General features: G+C 47.9%; 23 protein-coding genes and 1 tRNA gene. 17 read left to right on the forward strand and 7 right to left on the reverse strand.

The features are described from left to right. Positions 1-77 precede the first annotated feature (77 nt). Positions 78-368, forward strand: coding sequence for a transcription elongation factor (locus ACZ5GQ_RS05670; protein ID WP_498856200.1), 291 nt, complete (start codon positions 78-80; stop codon positions 366-368). A 98-nt stretch (positions 369-466) separates the two neighbouring features. Here the strand turns inward: ACZ5GQ_RS05670 and ACZ5GQ_RS05675 are convergent, their stop codons facing one another. Next, positions 467-613: a hypothetical protein gene (locus tag ACZ5GQ_RS05675; RefSeq protein ID WP_498856201.1), complete on the reverse strand. Its 147-nt coding sequence runs from the start codon at positions 611-613 to the stop codon at positions 467-469. An 8-nt stretch (positions 614-621) separates the two neighbouring features. Next, positions 622-1,140 (reverse strand): eS1 family ribosomal protein, encoded by a 519-nt coding sequence (locus tag ACZ5GQ_RS05680; protein ID WP_498856202.1) that lies wholly within the window; start codon positions 1,138-1,140, stop codon positions 622-624. Positions 1,141-1,254: 114 nt separating this feature from the next. Between ACZ5GQ_RS05680 and ACZ5GQ_RS05685 the strand changes: the two genes are divergently transcribed. The 10 genes from ACZ5GQ_RS05685 to infB all read left to right on the forward strand — a co-directional run bounded on the left by ACZ5GQ_RS05685 (position 1,255) and on the right by infB (position 10,231). Further along, positions 1,255-1,713: a 30S ribosomal protein S15 gene (locus tag ACZ5GQ_RS05685; protein ID WP_498856203.1), complete on the forward strand. Its 459-nt coding sequence runs from the start codon at positions 1,255-1,257 to the stop codon at positions 1,711-1,713. Positions 1,714-1,806: 93 nt separating this feature from the next. Then, positions 1,807-3,090 carry a hypothetical protein gene (locus tag ACZ5GQ_RS05690; protein WP_498856204.1) on the forward strand — a complete coding sequence of 428 codons (1,284 nt, stop codon included), beginning with the start codon at positions 1,807-1,809 and terminating at the stop codon, positions 3,088-3,090. 35 nt (positions 3,091-3,125) lie between these two features. Then, positions 3,126-3,350, forward strand: coding sequence for a KEOPS complex subunit Pcc1 (locus ACZ5GQ_RS05695; RefSeq protein WP_498857382.1), 225 nt, complete (start codon positions 3,126-3,128; stop codon positions 3,348-3,350). 65 nt (positions 3,351-3,415) lie between these two features. Next, complete coding sequence (locus ACZ5GQ_RS05700; protein WP_498856205.1) at positions 3,416-4,753, forward strand: BPG-independent phosphoglycerate mutase family protein; 1,338 nt, start codon at positions 3,416-3,418, stop codon at positions 4,751-4,753. A gap of 78 nt (positions 4,754-4,831) precedes the next feature. Then, a complete protein-coding gene (locus ACZ5GQ_RS05705; RefSeq protein ID WP_498856206.1) occupies positions 4,832-5,563 on the forward strand; it encodes a 30S ribosomal protein S6e in 732 nt (243 codons plus the stop codon). 109 nt (positions 5,564-5,672) lie between these two features. Continuing rightward, a complete protein-coding gene (locus ACZ5GQ_RS05710; RefSeq protein WP_498856207.1) occupies positions 5,673-6,950 on the forward strand; it encodes a translation initiation factor IF-2 subunit gamma in 1,278 nt (425 codons plus the stop codon). Beyond that, positions 6,947-7,363: a type II toxin-antitoxin system VapC family toxin gene (locus ACZ5GQ_RS05715; RefSeq protein WP_498856208.1), complete on the forward strand. Its 417-nt coding sequence runs from the start codon at positions 6,947-6,949 to the stop codon at positions 7,361-7,363. Before ACZ5GQ_RS05710 ends, ACZ5GQ_RS05715 begins: the two co-directional genes overlap by 4 nt. 96 nt (positions 7,364-7,459) lie before the next feature. Then, positions 7,460-7,531, forward strand: a tRNA-Phe gene (locus ACZ5GQ_RS05720). Positions 7,532-7,565: 34 nt separating this feature from the next. Further along, on the forward strand, positions 7,566-8,276 hold the full coding sequence (locus ACZ5GQ_RS05725; protein WP_498856209.1) for a nucleotidyltransferase family protein: 711 nt from the start codon (positions 7,566-7,568) through the stop codon (positions 8,274-8,276). Positions 8,277-8,401: 125 nt separating this feature from the next. Further along, positions 8,402-10,231, forward strand: coding sequence for a translation initiation factor IF-2 family protein (gene infB / locus ACZ5GQ_RS05730; RefSeq protein ID WP_498856210.1), 1,830 nt, complete (start codon positions 8,402-8,404; stop codon positions 10,229-10,231). A 128-nt stretch (positions 10,232-10,359) separates the two neighbouring features. On the opposite strand, the gene ndk is transcribed toward infB, so the two are convergent. Continuing rightward, positions 10,360-10,785 (reverse strand): nucleoside-diphosphate kinase, encoded by a 426-nt coding sequence (ndk, locus tag ACZ5GQ_RS05735; RefSeq protein WP_498856211.1) that lies wholly within the window; start codon positions 10,783-10,785, stop codon positions 10,360-10,362. Positions 10,786-10,931: 146 nt separating this feature from the next. On the opposite strand from ndk, the gene ACZ5GQ_RS05740 reads away from it, so the two are divergent. The 5 genes from ACZ5GQ_RS05740 (at position 10,932) to ACZ5GQ_RS05760 (ending at position 13,633) form a co-directional block, all read left to right on the forward strand. After that, the gene (locus ACZ5GQ_RS05740; protein WP_498856212.1) at positions 10,932-11,777 is read left to right on the forward strand and encodes an MBL fold metallo-hydrolase; all 846 of its coding nucleotides are present in this window, start codon (positions 10,932-10,934) and stop codon (positions 11,775-11,777) included. A 56-nt stretch (positions 11,778-11,833) separates the two neighbouring features. Continuing rightward, entirely contained in the window at positions 11,834-12,385 is a 552-nt protein-coding gene (locus ACZ5GQ_RS05745; protein ID WP_498856213.1) for a nucleotidyltransferase family protein, read from the forward strand. A 71-nt stretch (positions 12,386-12,456) separates the two neighbouring features. Next, positions 12,457-13,071, forward strand: coding sequence for a hypothetical protein (locus ACZ5GQ_RS05750; RefSeq protein WP_498856214.1), 615 nt, complete (start codon positions 12,457-12,459; stop codon positions 13,069-13,071). A 27-nt stretch (positions 13,072-13,098) separates the two neighbouring features. Continuing rightward, a complete protein-coding gene (locus tag ACZ5GQ_RS05755) occupies positions 13,099-13,326 on the forward strand; it encodes a hypothetical protein (protein ID WP_498856215.1) in 228 nt (75 codons plus the stop codon). Further along, positions 13,289-13,633: a hypothetical protein gene (locus tag ACZ5GQ_RS05760; RefSeq protein ID WP_498856216.1), complete on the forward strand. Its 345-nt coding sequence runs from the start codon at positions 13,289-13,291 to the stop codon at positions 13,631-13,633. The genes ACZ5GQ_RS05755 and ACZ5GQ_RS05760 overlap by 38 nt, the downstream gene beginning before the upstream one ends. On the opposite strand, the gene ACZ5GQ_RS05765 is transcribed toward ACZ5GQ_RS05760, so the two are convergent. From ACZ5GQ_RS05765 to ACZ5GQ_RS05780, 4 genes are all read right to left on the reverse strand, one after another. Then, positions 13,619-14,167, reverse strand: a complete 549-nt coding sequence (locus ACZ5GQ_RS05765; protein ID WP_498856217.1) for a hypothetical protein — start codon at positions 14,165-14,167, stop codon at positions 13,619-13,621. The genes ACZ5GQ_RS05760 and ACZ5GQ_RS05765 overlap by 15 nt on opposite strands. Before the next feature lie 365 nt (positions 14,168-14,532). Then, positions 14,533-14,898: a hypothetical protein gene (locus ACZ5GQ_RS05770; protein WP_498856218.1), complete on the reverse strand. Its 366-nt coding sequence runs from the start codon at positions 14,896-14,898 to the stop codon at positions 14,533-14,535. Between the two features lie 190 nt (positions 14,899-15,088). Next, positions 15,089-15,508, reverse strand: a complete 420-nt coding sequence (locus ACZ5GQ_RS05775) for a hypothetical protein (RefSeq protein ID WP_498856219.1) — start codon at positions 15,506-15,508, stop codon at positions 15,089-15,091. Positions 15,509-15,582: 74 nt separating this feature from the next. Then, positions 15,583-16,764, reverse strand: coding sequence for a glycosyltransferase family 39 protein (locus tag ACZ5GQ_RS05780; RefSeq protein ID WP_498856220.1), 1,182 nt, complete (start codon positions 16,762-16,764; stop codon positions 15,583-15,585). A gap of 235 nt (positions 16,765-16,999) precedes the next feature. On the opposite strand from ACZ5GQ_RS05780, the gene ACZ5GQ_RS05785 reads away from it, so the two are divergent. After that, on the forward strand, positions 17,000-17,482 hold the full coding sequence (locus tag ACZ5GQ_RS05785) for a hypothetical protein (RefSeq protein ID WP_498856221.1): 483 nt from the start codon (positions 17,000-17,002) through the stop codon (positions 17,480-17,482). Positions 17,483-17,529 lie beyond the last annotated feature (47 nt).

Here is a 17,529-nt window from a genome sequence, read left to right on the forward strand (position 1 = left end):
CACTAAGACCCACAGAAAGCAATATTAGCTCTACAGGGTCCTCTTCTTAGGCCTGTGAGAGTCTAGGAGTGAGATATATGAGATTCTGCCCTAGATGCGGAGGCGTTATGGTCCCCGTTAAGAAAGGGGATAAGGTCGTGCTCAGATGCACAAAGTGCGGCTATGAAATGGCGCTTGACAAGTCAAGCGAGAGGGATTATAAGGGCGCCTCTAAGGCCGACGAGAAAAAGGTGCTTACAACTACAGTCGTTAGCAAGGAGGTTCAGCCAAATAAGGAAGAGAACAAGGAAGAGCTGGAGCAGGCCAAAGAGGATTATTACGAGCTAGTGCTCGACGAAATGGGCGAATATGGGGATCAGACGTCATGAATAGGAAATTACGTTACTGACTGCCACGTTTGTTGGAATGCGGCCTTTCCTTTCAAATCTTTATTCATGATAATAAGTCTGAGAACACCAGCACTGGCTTAAGAAACTGCGGCGTTCTGCTGACTTGTTTTTGCAACCTCCTGGGCCGTGGCCAGCGCAGTTGGCGTTGAGGCTGCATAGGGCGGCTGCGTAAGGACCTTTACCTTAGCTATCTCGACCTTCCTTATTGAGCATATTTTTCTCACTCTTGCTGTTATTTCTTGCACAGGCTGCCCTCCTGATCGCTGAACACAGCAGCTTTCACAAAGTCGTCAAATGTCATCTGAGGTACCTTGCCCTCAAGCACCTCCTTCATGAGAAGCCTTATAGAACTCTTCTGGCTGCTCTTGCACCTAAACTGGGTCCATGTTACTGCCGTCACCCTTACCGTTACACCATCCTTAGTTGTAAGCTTATGTATGAGAGCTATCTTGCTGCTCTTCCTCCTGGTAAGGCTTCTAAGATAGTCCCTCATAAGTTCTATGCCCTTAACGAAGGTTCTTGCGACTGTTCCGTCAACGCTATATATCTGGAACTTCAGCTTAGTGTTAACGTGCGTGAAGTCACCAGTTATGTCGTAAAGTGTTATCTCTACAGTCCTTCCTGGCAGATAAGAGGGATCTAACGCTGGAACAGAGGCTATTACCATACCTCCTAGGGACTCAGGAGCCACTACGTCATACCACTTCTTTACCCTCCAAGTCTCCCTTGCAGTTACTTTTGGCCTTGGCATTAGTGCTCTCCCAGAACCTCTCACAGCTAGGGATTATAAAATGTTCATGTTAGTCACAGACTGCTGAATAAAGGTTTAAATCCAGTATGGGTTCCAGGAGGCTGGGATGAGCGGATGCACAAGAAGAGCAGGAAGGGTCAATCGCATTCCACAAGGCCAGCTCACCCAAGGCCTCCCTCGTGGCTGTCCCTCGCGCCCGATGAGATAGAGACCATAATCGAACAGCTAGCGCAGAAAGGGTACACGCCCAGCCAGATAGGCCTGATACTTAGGGATCAGTTCGGAGTTCCACTGGTGAAACCTATACTTGGTAAGAGCATAACTGAGGTGCTAAAGGAGAAGGGCCTTGAACCCAAGATACCTGAGGACCTCTTTAACCTTATGAAAAGGGCTGTAAATCTGAGGAGGCACCTCCAAGAACATCCTAAGGACTTTGATAGCAAGCGTGGCCTGATACTTATAGAATCAAAGATAAGGAGGCTTGTGAGGTACTACAAGGAAGTGGGCAAGCTACCGCCTGACTGGGAGTACGACCCCGAGAGGGCCAGGCTCCTGGTTGCCGGCTCCTCGTAATTCCTTAAGCTGTTTACAGCACAAGATAGGCTGTCCGGCTATATTTAATGCCTTTGCTACTATTACAGCAGCCGAGCCGGTGACCTAAAGGTGTTGGCAATAAAGATAGAGCCAGGACAAAACTTAGATAAATCGTTGGCCTCGGCCGGCTCTGCACTAAAAAATCTTATGAAAGCAGCCTCCGAGGAGGGTTTCCTAAGGATAGTCTCAGCTACAAACTCAGAATCCATAGTGGCGATGTTAGTTGCCTTCTCTGTTATTAATAAGAAGAGCTTCATGGTCTCCGCTTCTGTGTCGCCCAAGCCTCCCACAGCGATTTATGAGCCTACCCTTCTACTTGGATTTCAATCCCCTTTAGGCTACACGAACGAGACTGCGAGAGATTTGACCGTAGCAATCTCCTCAAGCATTAATGAGCCTCCGCCGCTTAACGCTTCCTACATATCCTGCGATGGTAGCGTCGGAGCATGCACCTATATGGCCTTAAAGAGCGCTAATGAGACTGCTATCGAACCTGAATACGCCGTTCTCTCCATTTCATCTACATATGCCAGCAAGTATATGGACCTCGCAGGACATATAGCTGGTCTAGATAAAATATTAGCCTCGGCTTTAGCAAATGATGATAAAATCTCCTTGTTTATGCTAACCTCTATAAAGAGCTATAGAGCCCACATACTCGATGTCTGCGACTCGCTCCAAGTAACCATAGACCCGTTCTATAAAGGACTTACAGGTAACAAAGAACAGTGTATGGTTCTGTTCGAGTCAAGTGGCCTTGGGGATTTAGCGAGGAAGAGGACCTCTATGATGGATGTGGATGAAGTTAACGCGACAGCAAAAGCTGTTTTGACATATCTTAAAGATGTTATAAAAAGGCCTTTTGACGTTACGGAGTTCGTGGGGGGCAACTATCTTGCGTCTGAGAAGCTAATTATAAATGATCCAAGAGAAGCCCTTAACCTTGTGGAGTTCTCTAGCGAAGCTTGGGGGCTTCAGTCAGCTATATCTTTGGCTTCCAACTATGATGAGGAATACCCCCAGGCGTCCTCCCAGTTAAGCATCGTAGCCAGCACTATGTCAGATATAGTTAATAATGTCAAGCTAGTTGATGAAGGCTACATTTCAGGCTTCAAGGTTTACTCCATCAAAGACGTTAGCCCCTCCGTGCCCCTCCAACTGCTCTGGAGGGCCCTGAAGCTACTTGGATATATAGATCCGCACTCTCTTCTAGCCGTTGATGAAGATGATGGACTTCTCGTCTCGTTACCACAGGCCTATGAAGCTTTCGGCTATATAGGAGTTAGTAAGCTGGCCTCGCTGGAGGGGGCTGAGCTCAGAGGCGTAAGGATATGGATTCCTCGCCAGCATCAGTAAGCTTACGAGTTTCGGTGTTGTGCAATGATATCGATATGGCTGCCGTAGTCAGAGCCCTACAACCCGATAACGTGCAGACTCCAAAAGACCTCAAGATAGCATGCGAACTCGGTGGGAAGGCACTTATCTGTAACATAGAGATGCCATCGGTTGAGGACCCCCTAAGGATATTAACGCTTAGAAATACCTTCGATGACCTCGTTATCAACATTAAGGCAGCCATAGATTCCTTGGTAAAGACTTCCAAGGCGACAACGTAGTGGTTTGCCCTGTTTTTATGATATCCTCCTTACGCTAACAACCACGCATCTTATAAATTATTAGTATGCAGGAAAAGGTTTTAGCTATCTCTACCCCAGTTGAGAAGGGATCTAAGTTGACAAAGAAAATAATTTACGTGGTACTTGACGGAGCCGCTGACGGCCTTAACGCGCCTAAGAGCTCTCTCGGAACGGCGTTCAAGCCCAACATAGATAGCCTTGCATCCCATGCTATCTGTGGACTTGTTTATACAGTAGGCAAGGGCATTGCGCCAGAAAGCGATGAAGCAGTTATAAGCATACTTGGCTATGATCCACATAAGTATTACACAGGCCGTGGCCCCCTCGAGGCCGTGGGCGCTGGAATAGCCTTCAGGGAAGGCGAAGTTGCGCTGAGGTCAGACCTGGCAACCGTAGATCCAGCCACCATGAGAATAACAGACCGTAGGGCAGGGCGCGACGTGTCTAACGCTGAAGGTAAGGAATTAGCTAAAGCTATAGATGGCTTGAGACTAGATTATGGACATGGTGTGGCGCACTTTGTTCACACAGTAGCGCATCGCGGCGTTCTTGTGCTAAGCCATGATGAGATAAAGCTTAGCGCAAACATAAGCAACACCGACCCGGCCTATGAGAAGGAGGGGCTCATAAGCAAAGCCAAACAGAGCTTCGAACCATACGTTCTCAAGAGCAGAGCCCTTGATCCCTCTGACAAGGGCGCCGTCAAGGCCGCCGAACTGCTTAATGAGTTTACCGAGAAAGCTATAAGCATACTGGACAAGCACCCAGTTAACGAGGCCAGAAGAAAGGCGGGCAAGCTGCCCGCGAATGCCGTGCTTTCGAGGGATGCCGGAGACAGCCTGCCAAAGGCGCCTAAGATAACTGAGCTCCATGGCCTAAACTTTGCCAGCGTAACCGAGATGCCCGTAGAGAGAGGCATTGCGATAACCTTCGGCCTACATGACCTACATTATGATACCGAGGGCAAGAGCAAGGAGCAGATACTTAGGGAGGAAGCAGATCTAGTTATAAACAACTTAGACAAGTTCGACGCATTCTACGTACATTTGAAAGGCCCTGATGAGCCAGGCCATGACGGCAACTATGAGGCCAAGAAGACATCCATAGAGCTCATAGACAAATACTTCTTCTCACGCCTTCTCAGTTCTATAAACCTTGACGAGACCCTGATCATAGTAACCTCAGACCACTCAACTCCCTGGTACCTTAAGAGCCACAGCGATGACCCAGTACCAATAATGTTCTCCAACCCATCCATAAAGGAAGGCTATGGCAAGTTTGACGAGGCAACTTGCGCTAAGGGATCGCTAGGGGTACTCAGCAGCGGAACGCTCATAGTACCCACAGCGTTAAAAATCATTAAGTCTATTGAAATACCCTAAGGTCTCCGCAGCGAACCATTATTGCTTAAAATTCGTAGTGAGGTCGTCTAGTTTGAATAAGGCTGGGGTGCGCTAAGGGTGCCAGGAAGGGAGGAACGGCCCCCGCTAAGGATTGTGGTTTCAGACCCCTCGGCAAAGGGACCTGAAGTTAAGGTTAAAGTTAAAGGAATAGATGATGAGAGCATAGCTTACACCGACTCCATGAAGAAGACCAAGGAGCAGGAGAGAACGGAGCTCCCAAAGGTTAAGATAAGCTCAAAGCTGGCCCAGAAGCTTGGCCTTGACGAGGTCGGCGTGATAACCTTATCTTTCAGATCAGAGGGCAGTAAAACTAACGTGCCAGCAAAGGTTCTAATTGACGACTCTGTACCTGAGAATGAGGTGTGGGCCCACAAAGCCCTAGTGAATGAAGCCTCTGGAAGCGACGAGGCCGAAGCCTATGTATTTAAAGCCAAAGCCTGGCAAATAGCGGTCCCTGACGACGTAGCCATAAGGCTTGCAGGACTTAAGATAGGTGACGAGTTCGACGGCGTACTGATAGGCATGCCTGGCATAACAATGAGAATAACTGGTGGTACCGACGCCTCAGGGTTCCCCATGCACCCAGGACTTCCAGGATCTGTAAGAAGAAAGATAGTACTCAGCGGCCCACCAGGATTCCATCCTCAGAAGAAGGGCGAGAGAAGGAAAAAGACCGTGCGCGGCAATAGAATTCCGGACCCCAGAGCTGAGAGGAGGAAGACCTCGCTGGCACAGCTTAACATAGTAATAGTAAGACGCACGGAGGAGAAGGCAGCGGTCCAGCAGTGAGACGCCTAAAGGGTTTCTTTACTGAAGTTATTCTGTATAGTCTTTAACTAAGGCACCTTAGTTTAAAAAGGAGGCGCTAAATTAGATAGATAAGGTGGTGCTATAAGCCTTGTCGTCAGAGGAGAGCGCCGCTGAAGTCAAGAGCGAGGATGAGACAAAGCCTCAGCCAGAGGTTAACATAGGGGTTGTTGGCCATGTAGACCACGGCAAGACTACGTTAGTCCAAGCCCTAACTGGAATTTGGACCATGAGGCACAGCGAGGAAATTAAAAGGGGTATGACAATAAAGCTCGGCTATGCTGACGGTGAAATTTGGGAGTGCGAGGGCTGTGAGTTCCCAGACAAGTTCTCCACAGAACCTGTGTGCGAGTGCAACCCAGGCGCCAAGCCCAAATTACTCAGAAGAGTGTCGTTTGTGGACGCTCCTGGCCATGAGATACTTATGGCTACCATGCTTTCAGGCGCTGCCCTCATGGATGGGGCCATACTTGTAGTTGCTGCAAATGAGCCAGCGCCTCAGCCTCAGACAAAGGAGCACTTCCTTGCGCTCTCAATACTTGGCATCAAGAACCTTATAGTAGTCCAGAACAAGGTAGATGTAGTCTCGCCTGAGAGAGCACGTGAGAACTACAAGGAAATTAAGAAGTTCCTCGAAGGCACATGGGCCGAGGACGCTCCAATAATTCCAGTGAGCGCCCTGAAAAGAGTTAACATAGACGCGCTTCTGGCGGCCATACAGACTTACATACCTACCCCTGAAAGGGATCTCTCCAGCCCTCCGTTGATGTACGTGATCAGAAGTTTTGACGTAAATAAACCAGGTACCCCTCCAGGCGAACTGGTAGGCGGCGTCCTAGGAGGATCGCTGGTAACAGGTATCCTAAAGGTTGGCGACGAGATAGAGATCCGCCCAGGAATACAGGTAAAGGAAGGCACAAAAACAAGATACGAGCCCATAAGGACTGAGGTCACAAGCCTATATTTCGGCAAGTATCCAGTTAAAGAGGCCAGGCCAGGAGGCCTTGTAGCGGTAGGCACTAAGCTGGATCCCTCGATTACAAAGGCTGACAACCTAGCTGGTAATGTAGTTGGCAAAGCGGATCGCATGCCCGAAGTTTTTGAAACCATCACCATAGAACATCACCTATTCGAGACAGTTGTAGGCATGAAGGAGAGCGTGAGAGTGGAGCCGATAACCAAGGGCGAGCCCCTTCTGTTGGCTGTGGGGCCGGCTCTAACGCTAGGGGACGTCATATCTTCTACAAAGGACCTTATAACTGTTAGGCTTAGAAGACCCGTAGCGGCATGGAAGAACGTTAGAATAGCCATAAGTAGGCGCGTGGCAGGTAGATGGCGCCTTATAGGCTGGGGGCTAGCCAAAGTTTGAGGGAAGTCAAGGTTATACTTGATACTAATTTTATAATTGAGATTTCTAAGGGTGTGATTGCCCCCTCCATGATAGATGAAGTCTTAAATGTTAAGTATTCATTAATAACGACCGATTCAGTAATAGAAGAGCTTAATGACATGTCAAAGCATAACGACGAGCTCTCGAGAATGGCCTCTGCCTCGCTCGAAATTATTAGAAGGCTCAAGGTAAAAATAATTCCTACAGGCATAGCCGATGGCGATGAATCCATTATAAGCCTCGCTAAGAAACTTAAGAGCGTGAACGAGCCCGTGGTAGTTGCAACTCTCGATAAGGAGCTTCAAAGGAAATTAAGAGATGCCTCCGTACCTTACATATTCTTAAGGAATCGTGGAAAGAGACTAAGTCTTTCATGGAGCGTTCTTCTTTAGTTTCGCGCACTTAAAATGGCTCAATCTAAACAGTCGCTAATCGAGCGTAGGTCATGTAAGAGCTTAAAAGTCGCCACTACAGACGTGAGTTGTGGTGCCGCCGTAGCTCAGCGGGAGAGCGCCCGGCTGAAGACCGGGTGGTCGCGGGTTCAAGTCCCGCCGGCGGCACCTTTAATACAAACAAGATAAAAGGTGCAAGCTGATGACCGTTGCGCTCATACTCGCAGGGGGCTATGGGAAGAGGCTTCGCCCCCTCACGGATGACAGGCCTAAGCCGCTTGTTGAGGTCGCTGGCAAGCCCATAATCATCTGGCAGATAGAGTGGCTCAGGAAACACGGGATAACGGACTTCGTGGTCCTGGCGGGCTACCGAAAGGAGAAGATAATAGAGGCCCTGGGGAGCGGGTCAAAGCTTGGGGTCTCAGTCTCATATGTCGTAGAGGACGAGCCCCTCGGCACGGGAGGCGCAATAAAGAACGCGAGGCTTGTCTACTCGTCGCAGGAGTTCTTCATAGCTGTGAACGGGGACATAATAACTAACATAGACGTGGGGCCGCTCATTGACAGCCTCAGGGCCAGCCCGCAGGCCGTGGCGGCCATGGCCCTGGTGCAGCTGAGGAGCCCCTATGGCATCGTGGAGACTGACGGCCTCAACCGCGTCGTCAGCTTCAAGGAGAAGCCCATCATAAGCAACTACTGGGTGAACGCTGGGGTCTACGTGATGAGGCCCTCAGTGGTGGAGTACCTGCCCGACAGGGGCGACATAGAGAGGACCGCGTTCCCCAGGCTCGCGGCCGAGGGCAAGCTCATAGCAGTCAAGTACGAGCTCACGAGGAACTACTGGAAGAGCATAGACACGTACAAGGACCTTGAGGAGGCCTCAGCAGATTTACAGATAATGCCCCTGATTTGAGATCTTTGCAGCCCCACATATAAACTAGGCAGACATATGATCTTTACAGGCGCTTGTTCTTACTTTAGGTCAGTCACTAACAGTTCTTAACGGCAGAACCTAGCTAACCTAGCTAGGGAAGCGACTTGTCAACACAGTCGCAGCAGCCTAAGCTAAGACAGCCCATAGTGGTAGTCCTAGGTCACGTTGACCATGGTAAGACCAGCCTCCTTGACAAAATTAGAAGTACTGCCGTTGCTGCCAAGGAGGCTGGAGGCATAACCCAGCACATAGGCGCAAGCATAGTTCCTGCCGACGTCATAGAAAAGCTGGCGGAGCCCCTCAAGAAGCTTATACCGATAAAGCTAACTATACCAGGTCTCCTCTTTATAGATACTCCTGGGCACGAGCTGTTCTCAAACTTGAGGAAAAGGGGAGGCAGCGTAGCCGATTTTGCAATTTTAGTCGTTGATGTTACCAAGGGCTTTCAGAACCAGACCTATGAAAGCCTTGACCTGCTGCGGTCTCGCAAGGTGCCCTTCCTGGTGGCTGCTAACAAAATCGACCGAATACCCGGTTGGGTCTCATACCCGGATGAGCCATTTATAATATCGTATGAAAAGCAGAGCGAGGAAGCTAGAAGAAACCTAGAAGAAGTCATATATGGCAAGATAGTTCTAAGCCTGTCAGAGCAGGGCTTTAGCGCCGATCTCTTCACCAGGATCAAGGACTTCACTAAGACTGTAGCAGTAGTGCCTGTCTCAGCCAAAACTGGAGAGGGCATACCTGATCTCCTGGCCGTACTTGCAGGCCTTACGCAGCAGTACCTTAGGAAGAGGCTACAGTATGCCGAGGGGCCTGCCAAGGGCTCTGTACTCGAAGTGAAGGAGATACCTGGTCTTGGAACGGTCATAGATGCCATAATTTACGATGGGATCATAAAGGAGGGTGACATCATAGTACTTAACGGTAAAAACGGACCAATAATAACCACTGTAAGGTCCCTTCTAATGCCAGCACCGCTGAGTGATATGAGAGCGAAGGGCGTCAAGTTTATCTCCGTCCCTGAGGTTCAGGCTGCTGCAGGCGTAAGAATAGCGGCCTCGGGGCTTGACGATGCTTTGGCTGGGTCTTCACTTTATGTGGCTACAAGCCTTGATGAGGCCAAAGAGTTGGCGGAGAAGCTTAGGGGTGAAGTTAAAGAGCTCATATTCAAAGGTGATAACAACGGAGTAATAGTTAAGGCTGACACCTTAGGAACTCTTGAGGCTTTGCTTGAGGCCCTTAGAAGACTTAACGTGCCCGTGAGGTCGGCCGACGTAGGCAACGTAAGCAAAAATGACGTGCTGGAGGCTAGCCTGACGGCTAAGGTAGACAAAAGCCTTGGAGTCATACTTGCGTTCAACGTGAAGGTTCTACCTGAGGCAGAACAAGAGGCTGCCAGGAGTGGGGTTAAGATATTCTCTGACAACATAATATATCACCTCTTAGATCAGTACACAGAGTGGCGTGAAAAGCTGAAGGAGGAAGAGATAAACGCGCAGCTGAACCAACTTGTCAGACCTGGCAAATTTATGATACTGCCCGGATTCGTCTTTAGAAGGAGCGACCCCGCAATAGTAGGGATAGAAGTGCTAGGCGGCGTCATAAGGCCAGGGTACCCCTTAATTAGCTCTAAGGGAAGGGAAGTGGGCAAGGTTCTTGCGATAAAGGATAACGATAAAAGCCTCGACATAGTTAGAACTGGTGCAAAAGTGGCTATCTCGATAGAGGGTAAAGTAATGGTAGGCAGACAAATAGACGAGGGCGACATAATTTATACAGATGTACCCGTAGATCATGCAATTAAGCTGTTAACGGACTTCAGGAAATTCATAAGTGATGATGAGATTATAGTTCTAAAGGAGATAGCTGAACTAAAGAAAAAGCTAGGCCAAAGGGAGTATGTGGTAGTCTTGAACAGGCTGGGATCTTAACCTTACCGAACTAATGGATGGCCTCTTAGCGCCTTAGGTACTACTTCTTTTGAGCATTTGAGCACTCTATAATTTGCTTTGATGCCCGAAATCTCCAGGCGATAGCCTATAATCAAAAAGCGGAGCTATTAGTAGTTCACATAATCTTCATCACTAAATATAACTTTGGACTCCCTTTCAAAGCTTTCTTGCGAGTCGCTGGCATGTACTACGTTCTCTTGTACTGAGAGAGCGAAGTCTCCTCTTATGGTGCCTGGCTGCGCTTTCCTGCCATCTGTGGAACCTATCATTTGCCTAACTACCGAGATTGCAGAGTCGCCTTCTAATATCATAGCTACTATTGGGCCGCTTGTCATGAAGTCCACTAAATCCTTAAAGAACGGCTTGTCCTTGTGTACAGAGTAAAACTCCATGGCCTTCTCGCGGGATAGCCTTAACATTTTCATAGCTACTATCTTCAGTCCCTTCCGCTCAAAGCGTGAGATGACCTCGCCTATCAGGCCTCTCCTAACTCCATCAGGTTTAACTAGTACTAGAGTCCTCTCTACAGCCATTTCACTTCCCACAGCACTCATAAATGAGACGGATTTAAACGCTAAGCTTGCTCTAGAGCATAAAATACCAAAGTCGCCGCACATTAAACATCCCCTCTTAGACCTAACTTATTAATGTACCTATGGGTCTAGTACCTGGAGGGGTAATGGTCAAAGTTAAAGAGGTTGTAAGGTTTGAGTCCTGGGCGGCACCCCTAGATAGACCTGCCAACAGCTATCTTGTGATAACTGATAGGTACAACTTACTCATAGATGGTGGCTCGTCACCTATATCAAGCTTAAAGTCCTATGGTATAGATTACATCCTTTTAACCCACTGGCACTGGGACCATGTACTAGGTCTAGTGGACTCAGGTCTCGATGTTACTATTTGCACCTCCTCGAGAACTATCAATTACATATCTAAAAAGCCTCCTATGTATGAAGGCTTCCAGGCACTGAAAAATGCGTTTGGGGCTATGCCTACCGAACTAGAGGCTATAGCTCGCAGATCCCTAAGCAACACAACTACTGTACTAGAGCACTTCTCTAAGGGAAGACATAGACTGGTTGATGTAAAATCATGTGACCCTGTGAGATTAGGTTACGTTAATGCTATTGAATGCCCTGGCCATTCTGATGATCACGTGTGTTACATAGTAGGGGAGCATGCCTTCGTTGGCGACTCAATAAATCCTGGTGAAGGCCTTACGCTGCTTAGTGTGCCTGATTACATAAGCTCTATGCTGAAGTTATTCGCTCTTGCCGACTGGCGTGTAGCTCATCCAGGACATGGCCCAGAAGTAACCAGGGAGCAGACAGCTCAATGGCTCTCTGAGCTGCTCAGAAGCAAGGTTGAGAAGATGATTAAATTGGCCTCTTTTCTTGGCGGCCACTGGAGACCCTTAAAGGATTACTTAGATGTTCTCTATCCTAAAGCTGACCCCGTGGTTAAGTGGGTAGGCGCAGAAGCCTTCTGGGCTACGCCATTTCGTTGCAGCAGCTTGGTATAGCAGAATTAAAAACTGATAGTTCACCCTGGCTCATAAGGGCCAAAGGGTAATGCGCTGTGAAGCTAGTAATCTTAGCCGCCGGCAAAGGAACTAGGCTCCAGCCGCTAACAGAAACTAGACCTAAGCCCCTTCTACCTATATTAGGTGAACCGCTTCTTTGCAGGCACCTGAGACTTTTATCTAGCCGCCTTAGTCCGGATGAAGTTATTATCGTGGTCTCGTATATGAAGGATGTAATATCTGACGCTGTATCTAAGTGTGCAAAGAACCTAAACCTAAAGGTTAGCTTTGTGGATCAGGGCGAGGAACGTGGCACAGGAGATGCCATAAGAGTTGCGATGGAATTTGGAGGTCCAGACAAGTACCTTATAGTTTATGGTGACCTTTACCTTTCAGAAAGGGCTTATGACGTTATATCTACGATGAAGCCCTACACGGTGCTAACGGCTAAAGCCAAGGAACCCTGGAATTACGGCGTTGCAAAAGTGAGCGGGGATAAGCTAACCAATATCATAGAGAAGCCTCCCAAGGAGGAGGTAAAGAGTGACTTGGTCTACTCAGGGGGCCTCTCCGTAGACTACGAATTCATCGAATATCTGCGCAACTAAAGCCCTCCCCAAGAGGGGAACTCGAAGTCACGGACGCCATAAATATGCTCGCTAGCAAGAATGATGTCAACGTGGTTTCCATAGATGTAAATGACTGGTTAGATGTGGGTAGGCCATGGGACTACTTGATAGCCAACAGAAGAGCCCTTGGAGAGCTAAAGGGACAAATTATAAAAGGTGAAGTTCACAGCACTGCTGTCATAGAAGGCCCTGTCTATATAGGGGAAGGGTCTGAGGTAGGCCCCTATGCTGTCATAGAAGGCCCTGTCTATATAGGGGATCGTGTTAAAGTGGGACCCTCCACCCACATTAGGCCAGAGACGGTGCTTTTGGAAGGCTCCAAAGCAGGGTACGCAGTTGAGCTTAAGGGTTCCGTGCTTATGGAATATGCAAGGGCGCCTCACTTTAACTACGTTGGAGACAGCGTGATAGGCGAAGACGTTAACCTAGGCGCTGGCACTATAACGGCTAACCTGCGCTTTGATCATAACCATGTAAAAATGCTAGTAAAGGATCAACTGGTTGATACCGGCCTCCAGAAGCTTGGCGCAATAATGGGTGGCCACTCTCAGACAGGGATCAACGTGTCACTTATGCCTGGGGTTAAGGTAGGCTCCTATGCGATAATATATCCAGGCTGCGTCGTCAGAAGGGATGTGAAGAGCAGAGAGATCTTTAGGTGCTAGAGGCTAAGGACTGCTAGGGCAGGGAACTTGAAGGCTAAAGTTACCAAAAGGGGTAACCTCGCGTTTATTGAGACGGAGCTAGGCCAAAAGGCTGTAATTCCATGGGACACTATCTGCTCGTTCATAGCAAGATACCATCTTGATATTACTGTCGAGGGCGGGCAGATGCCTAAGTGCGTAGAGTATACACCTCATAATGAGGAGGAGGTGGAAATAGATGTCGAAGGAGAAGATGAAGAAGAGGATAGCGACTGAGGCGCAAGAGGTAGTCAAAGAAATCAGAGAGCTAGGATATAGATGTTCGGAACCTGAGGATTTAGGTGAGTGCCTTGAAAGCTACGTTGAGCTCAACGATAATAATGTGATTAGATTAGTGTTCTTAGAACCGAAGTATACTGACCTTATATTAGTGAAGATTACTGACGAGGTTGGCGGCTGCGAGGAGGCTATATACTCACCGCGAGGTCTCTACGTGTTGGCCAGCAACCCTAAGGAGGTTGCTGCCAGAATAATAAGCAAGACTAAGATTCTCGCTGCAAAGCCCAGATTAAGCTCTCCCTGAAGCCCGCTGAATCTGCAGCTGCCTGGATTCACCGGCGCCGCTATCTTCAAGTTCGCTGGTTATCTTAATCTCGTCACCTGCGGTAATCTTTATCTTGCCATCATTAGAGAGAGTTATTGCGCCCACAACAAAGGGGCTCACTATCAAGTTAATGGAAACGTTGCCGCTAATGTCAAGTAGGAGCTTTGAAGCCCTAAGGGTGCCTATCTTAGGTACCTTTATGCCGACTTTACTGGTCGTCTCATCAACATCAAATTTTATGGTAATCCTACTAAACTCTACTATATAGCCATCCTCAAGCTCGTTTAAACTTATTACTCCTGAGCCTGAGATGTCAGACTCAAAAGTTCCGCCTGAGGAGACCTCAACTACATCCTCCGAGGAACTGGCCTGAGGGAGTGTGTCAAACTCGCCATCTATCTTAACTATGCCAAATGATATCTCACCGGTAAGCCTCTTAAGGCCGACAACTATCATGTGAGGATTTTCATAGACCCTACCATCGAGGTTAAGTCTCATACTCTCTATGTGCAAAGAGGTTCTGGATTCCTGTGACATTAACTTATGGCCCCCAATAGGTCTTCTTTGCGGTGAGAGGCTTTAACTATATCTCTTGCCTCTCTAACATCTATTATTTCAGAAACTCTCACAGATTGAGTTCAGCTCCCATTATGACTAATGGAGGCTCCACTGCCTCCTTTCATCTCTCGAGGGTCCCAGGCGCTCCTCGCAGAGCCTCGGCCTCGTCAGTGGCCATAGGCGTTATCTTGAGTCTCTAAAAGAGTAAAGGACGCGAATGCCTACAAGCCAACTGCTGTGTTTGCCCTAGCAATTACTGTATAGGTGAAATTGAAATTATCAGAGAGGCCAAAGATCGCATGAACTAATACAAAGGCTAATCATGATAGCTCCACGATCCTTCTAGCCAGCTTAAGCGCGCCACCTACATAAGTTAAATTAATTTTAAACCCTTTGGAATAAGAGTTTGCAAGCCCCTTGGCATAACATTCCTTACAAACTCTCCTTACTTCATCCAGCTGAACACTATCCTCATAGCACACTAGTCTTCCACATATGGGGCAGAAGGTTATTGAGGGCCTCTGGTGACACAGCTCACAGAGGGATCCCTCGCATATAGTGCAGATGCCTTTCTCTTTATTAAAATGCCTCTCGCAGACCTCTCTGCCGCAGAGCCTGCATTTATACACTGCTTCAGAGGCTTCGCAGATCTCGCAAAGCTTATATCCAATGCTCGTGCCCTGCACCCAGCTCTCTATGACAAGTCGAAGCTTTTTAGCTCAGAAAGAGAAGGTTGAGACCTCTCCTTTTATGTTTCAAAAAAGGCTCTCCTATATACCTTGATGACAAGAAGCCCTTTCATAACAAGACTTTTTGACGACAGAACTCGCCACTCAAGTGTTCACTTAAGTCAATAATCATAAAATAAAGGGATAGTCAGTTGTCATTATCTTCGTAGTACAGGTCTCCTTGATCCTCATTGATGTTCCTGAACACTAGCGGGTTCTTCACCTTATTCATCTCAAGCTCGGACACGTAGTTTGGAAGACTATACCTGGTGTGAGTAAGTTCTGCGACCACGTTTCTAGCCTTAAGGCTTCCCAATATCCTTCTCAGCCTATCCTCTCCAACTATGCCCTGGAAGATGGCCTTCAGCTCCCTCCAGCTCACGGGTGACTTTGCCTCCTCTAGCGCCAGTAGCACCAGTTTCTCGATATCGGAGTCGTCCAATGCAGTAGTTACTAATAAGCCTCCCTCGTTAACTAGCTGCATCCTCATATTGTCGTATTCGCTCAGAACCTTGGCCCTTACCCTTTGTATCAGTGGCTCACGTTTGATAGCGCTAGGATTTACCATTTGGGTGGTCGCCTCTTACTCTCTTATAGTCTCCGAGAGTATATAAACAGTAACACATACTATATATAGAATTTTTATCTAAATATTTTTACCTTTCTAGATAAAACGTCCAAGACTTCAGCCAAGGTGACCGCCATTGCAGGAGTGAAAACAACAGAGTAAAAGCTGTAAAGTGTATGGTTGCCAGCAATGTAAACGGCCCAGAGGCCTATGAACTCCACAATGAAGAATGTGCTGCCAGCTCTTATAAGGGTTCTTTCCTTAGAAACGCCTACTACAAACAGCGATATGGCAGATACCAACGCCACGAGCTCTAACGATATTGTCATCGAGGCCTCAAGCAGCGGTGAATATGAAAGCACAAAGGGGTCGACGTTGAAGAACCAGCCGCTTGGCGTGCTGGTAGGTGGCCCTGGAGGGCGACTTACCAAATCCCATTTATATCCTCCTAAAGTTTCTTGAATTACATATATGACTCCAAAGTGAACAAACAGAGGAATATAGGTAATTATAAACACCCCTAAAACTATAGCGAATATTTTCAGGAACTTCAGGACGCCTGACCTGTTAGGGCTGCGAGAAAGCACCAAAATAAGAAGGGCGAGGAGGCCTGGCAGCGCGGTCTCCTTGGAAGCCCATGCGAGACCTTCAAATACCGCTGATACGTAATAGTGCTCCCTGAAAGCGGTCACAATAGCCAGGGATAAGAAAAACGCCGCATAGATGTCAAGCATAGCCACAGAGCCCATGACAATTAATATATGATCCGCTGACGCGGCGAGCCCAGCTATGGCTCCTATAGCTATCCATCTAAGGTCCTTGCCCCAGGCTAGCCCGATATATATTATTAGCGGAATAAGAGATGCCATAACTATGCTTGGTACCCGCCAGTTAAACGGCTTGTCCCCAAGGAGCGCCATAGATAGCGCTATTAGATATTTGCCTAGCGGGGGGTGCTCGAAATTATAGTAATTGGACGCGGTCTCACCGCTGTAGGGGAAGAGCTTTCCATGATATCCAAACACGTTTACCAAAATTCTCCTTGCAGCATCAACATAATATATCTCGTCGCTAATATATGCGTTATCATAACCTCCTCCTTCGACATGCGATGCATACCAGGAGGCTTTCGCAGCAACGTGATAGGATGCCAAAGCCACTATTATTAGGCCTCCCAAGAACACTGCTAGAGTGAACTTCCTGCCAAGCCTCCTAGTAGAAGAGGCTTCATCTGCAGTGTATCTATCTGAGCTCAAATTGTGCCCCGCTCAACTCTCCCTTCAAGAGCTTTTAGTTTTTCATAGTGAGCTAGTGATTTGTAAAGCAGCGGAACCAGCAAGGACCCCTTTTGCCTTGCTCCTTACAAGAGGTCGCACGAGCTATGGATAATGTATTTAACTTACGCTGTCCGAGAGGTTTCACCTCATGAATTTAACAGAATGGCGATAGGCTATAAAGTTGCAACTGACGAACACTAAGAGGGTAGAAGCTGTGAGTGAGTGCAAAGTTAACTTAGACTTCCTTAGGCATATAGCCAACCCGACCTTAGCACTGGCAATGGTCAATATCAACAATGGTAATGTAAAGCTACACGCTAAGAATCAGGATGAGAGCAAGCAGATCTTTCAAAAGATGACATCTGCCTTGCTAGATATAAAGAAAGGCATGAGCAATGCAGAGGTAAAATATGACTTTAGCATATACGGCGGTGACGTTCGCAATCTCATTAAGTATCTATCTAGCCCCGAGTGGAGGGGTCTTGTAGAGCTTACCTTTGGCGAACTTAAGGACACTCCTGACGCCTGGGAGTTTGTCCGGGATGTACTTATAGAGCTTCTTACAAAAGCCGCAAATGCATATGGCCCTCGGTGTCCCGAGGTTGCTGAGGCGTGCAAGAAGGCCATTGAAGACTTGTCTAAGATGAAGTCGAGCGCCACTAATAATCCCGAAGCGATGGAGACCTCTAAAGCCTAACGCCGTGTCAAATCATGACTATATTTTGGTATCCTAGCTTTGATGAG

This window comes from Caldococcus noboribetus (assembly GCF_055389385.1).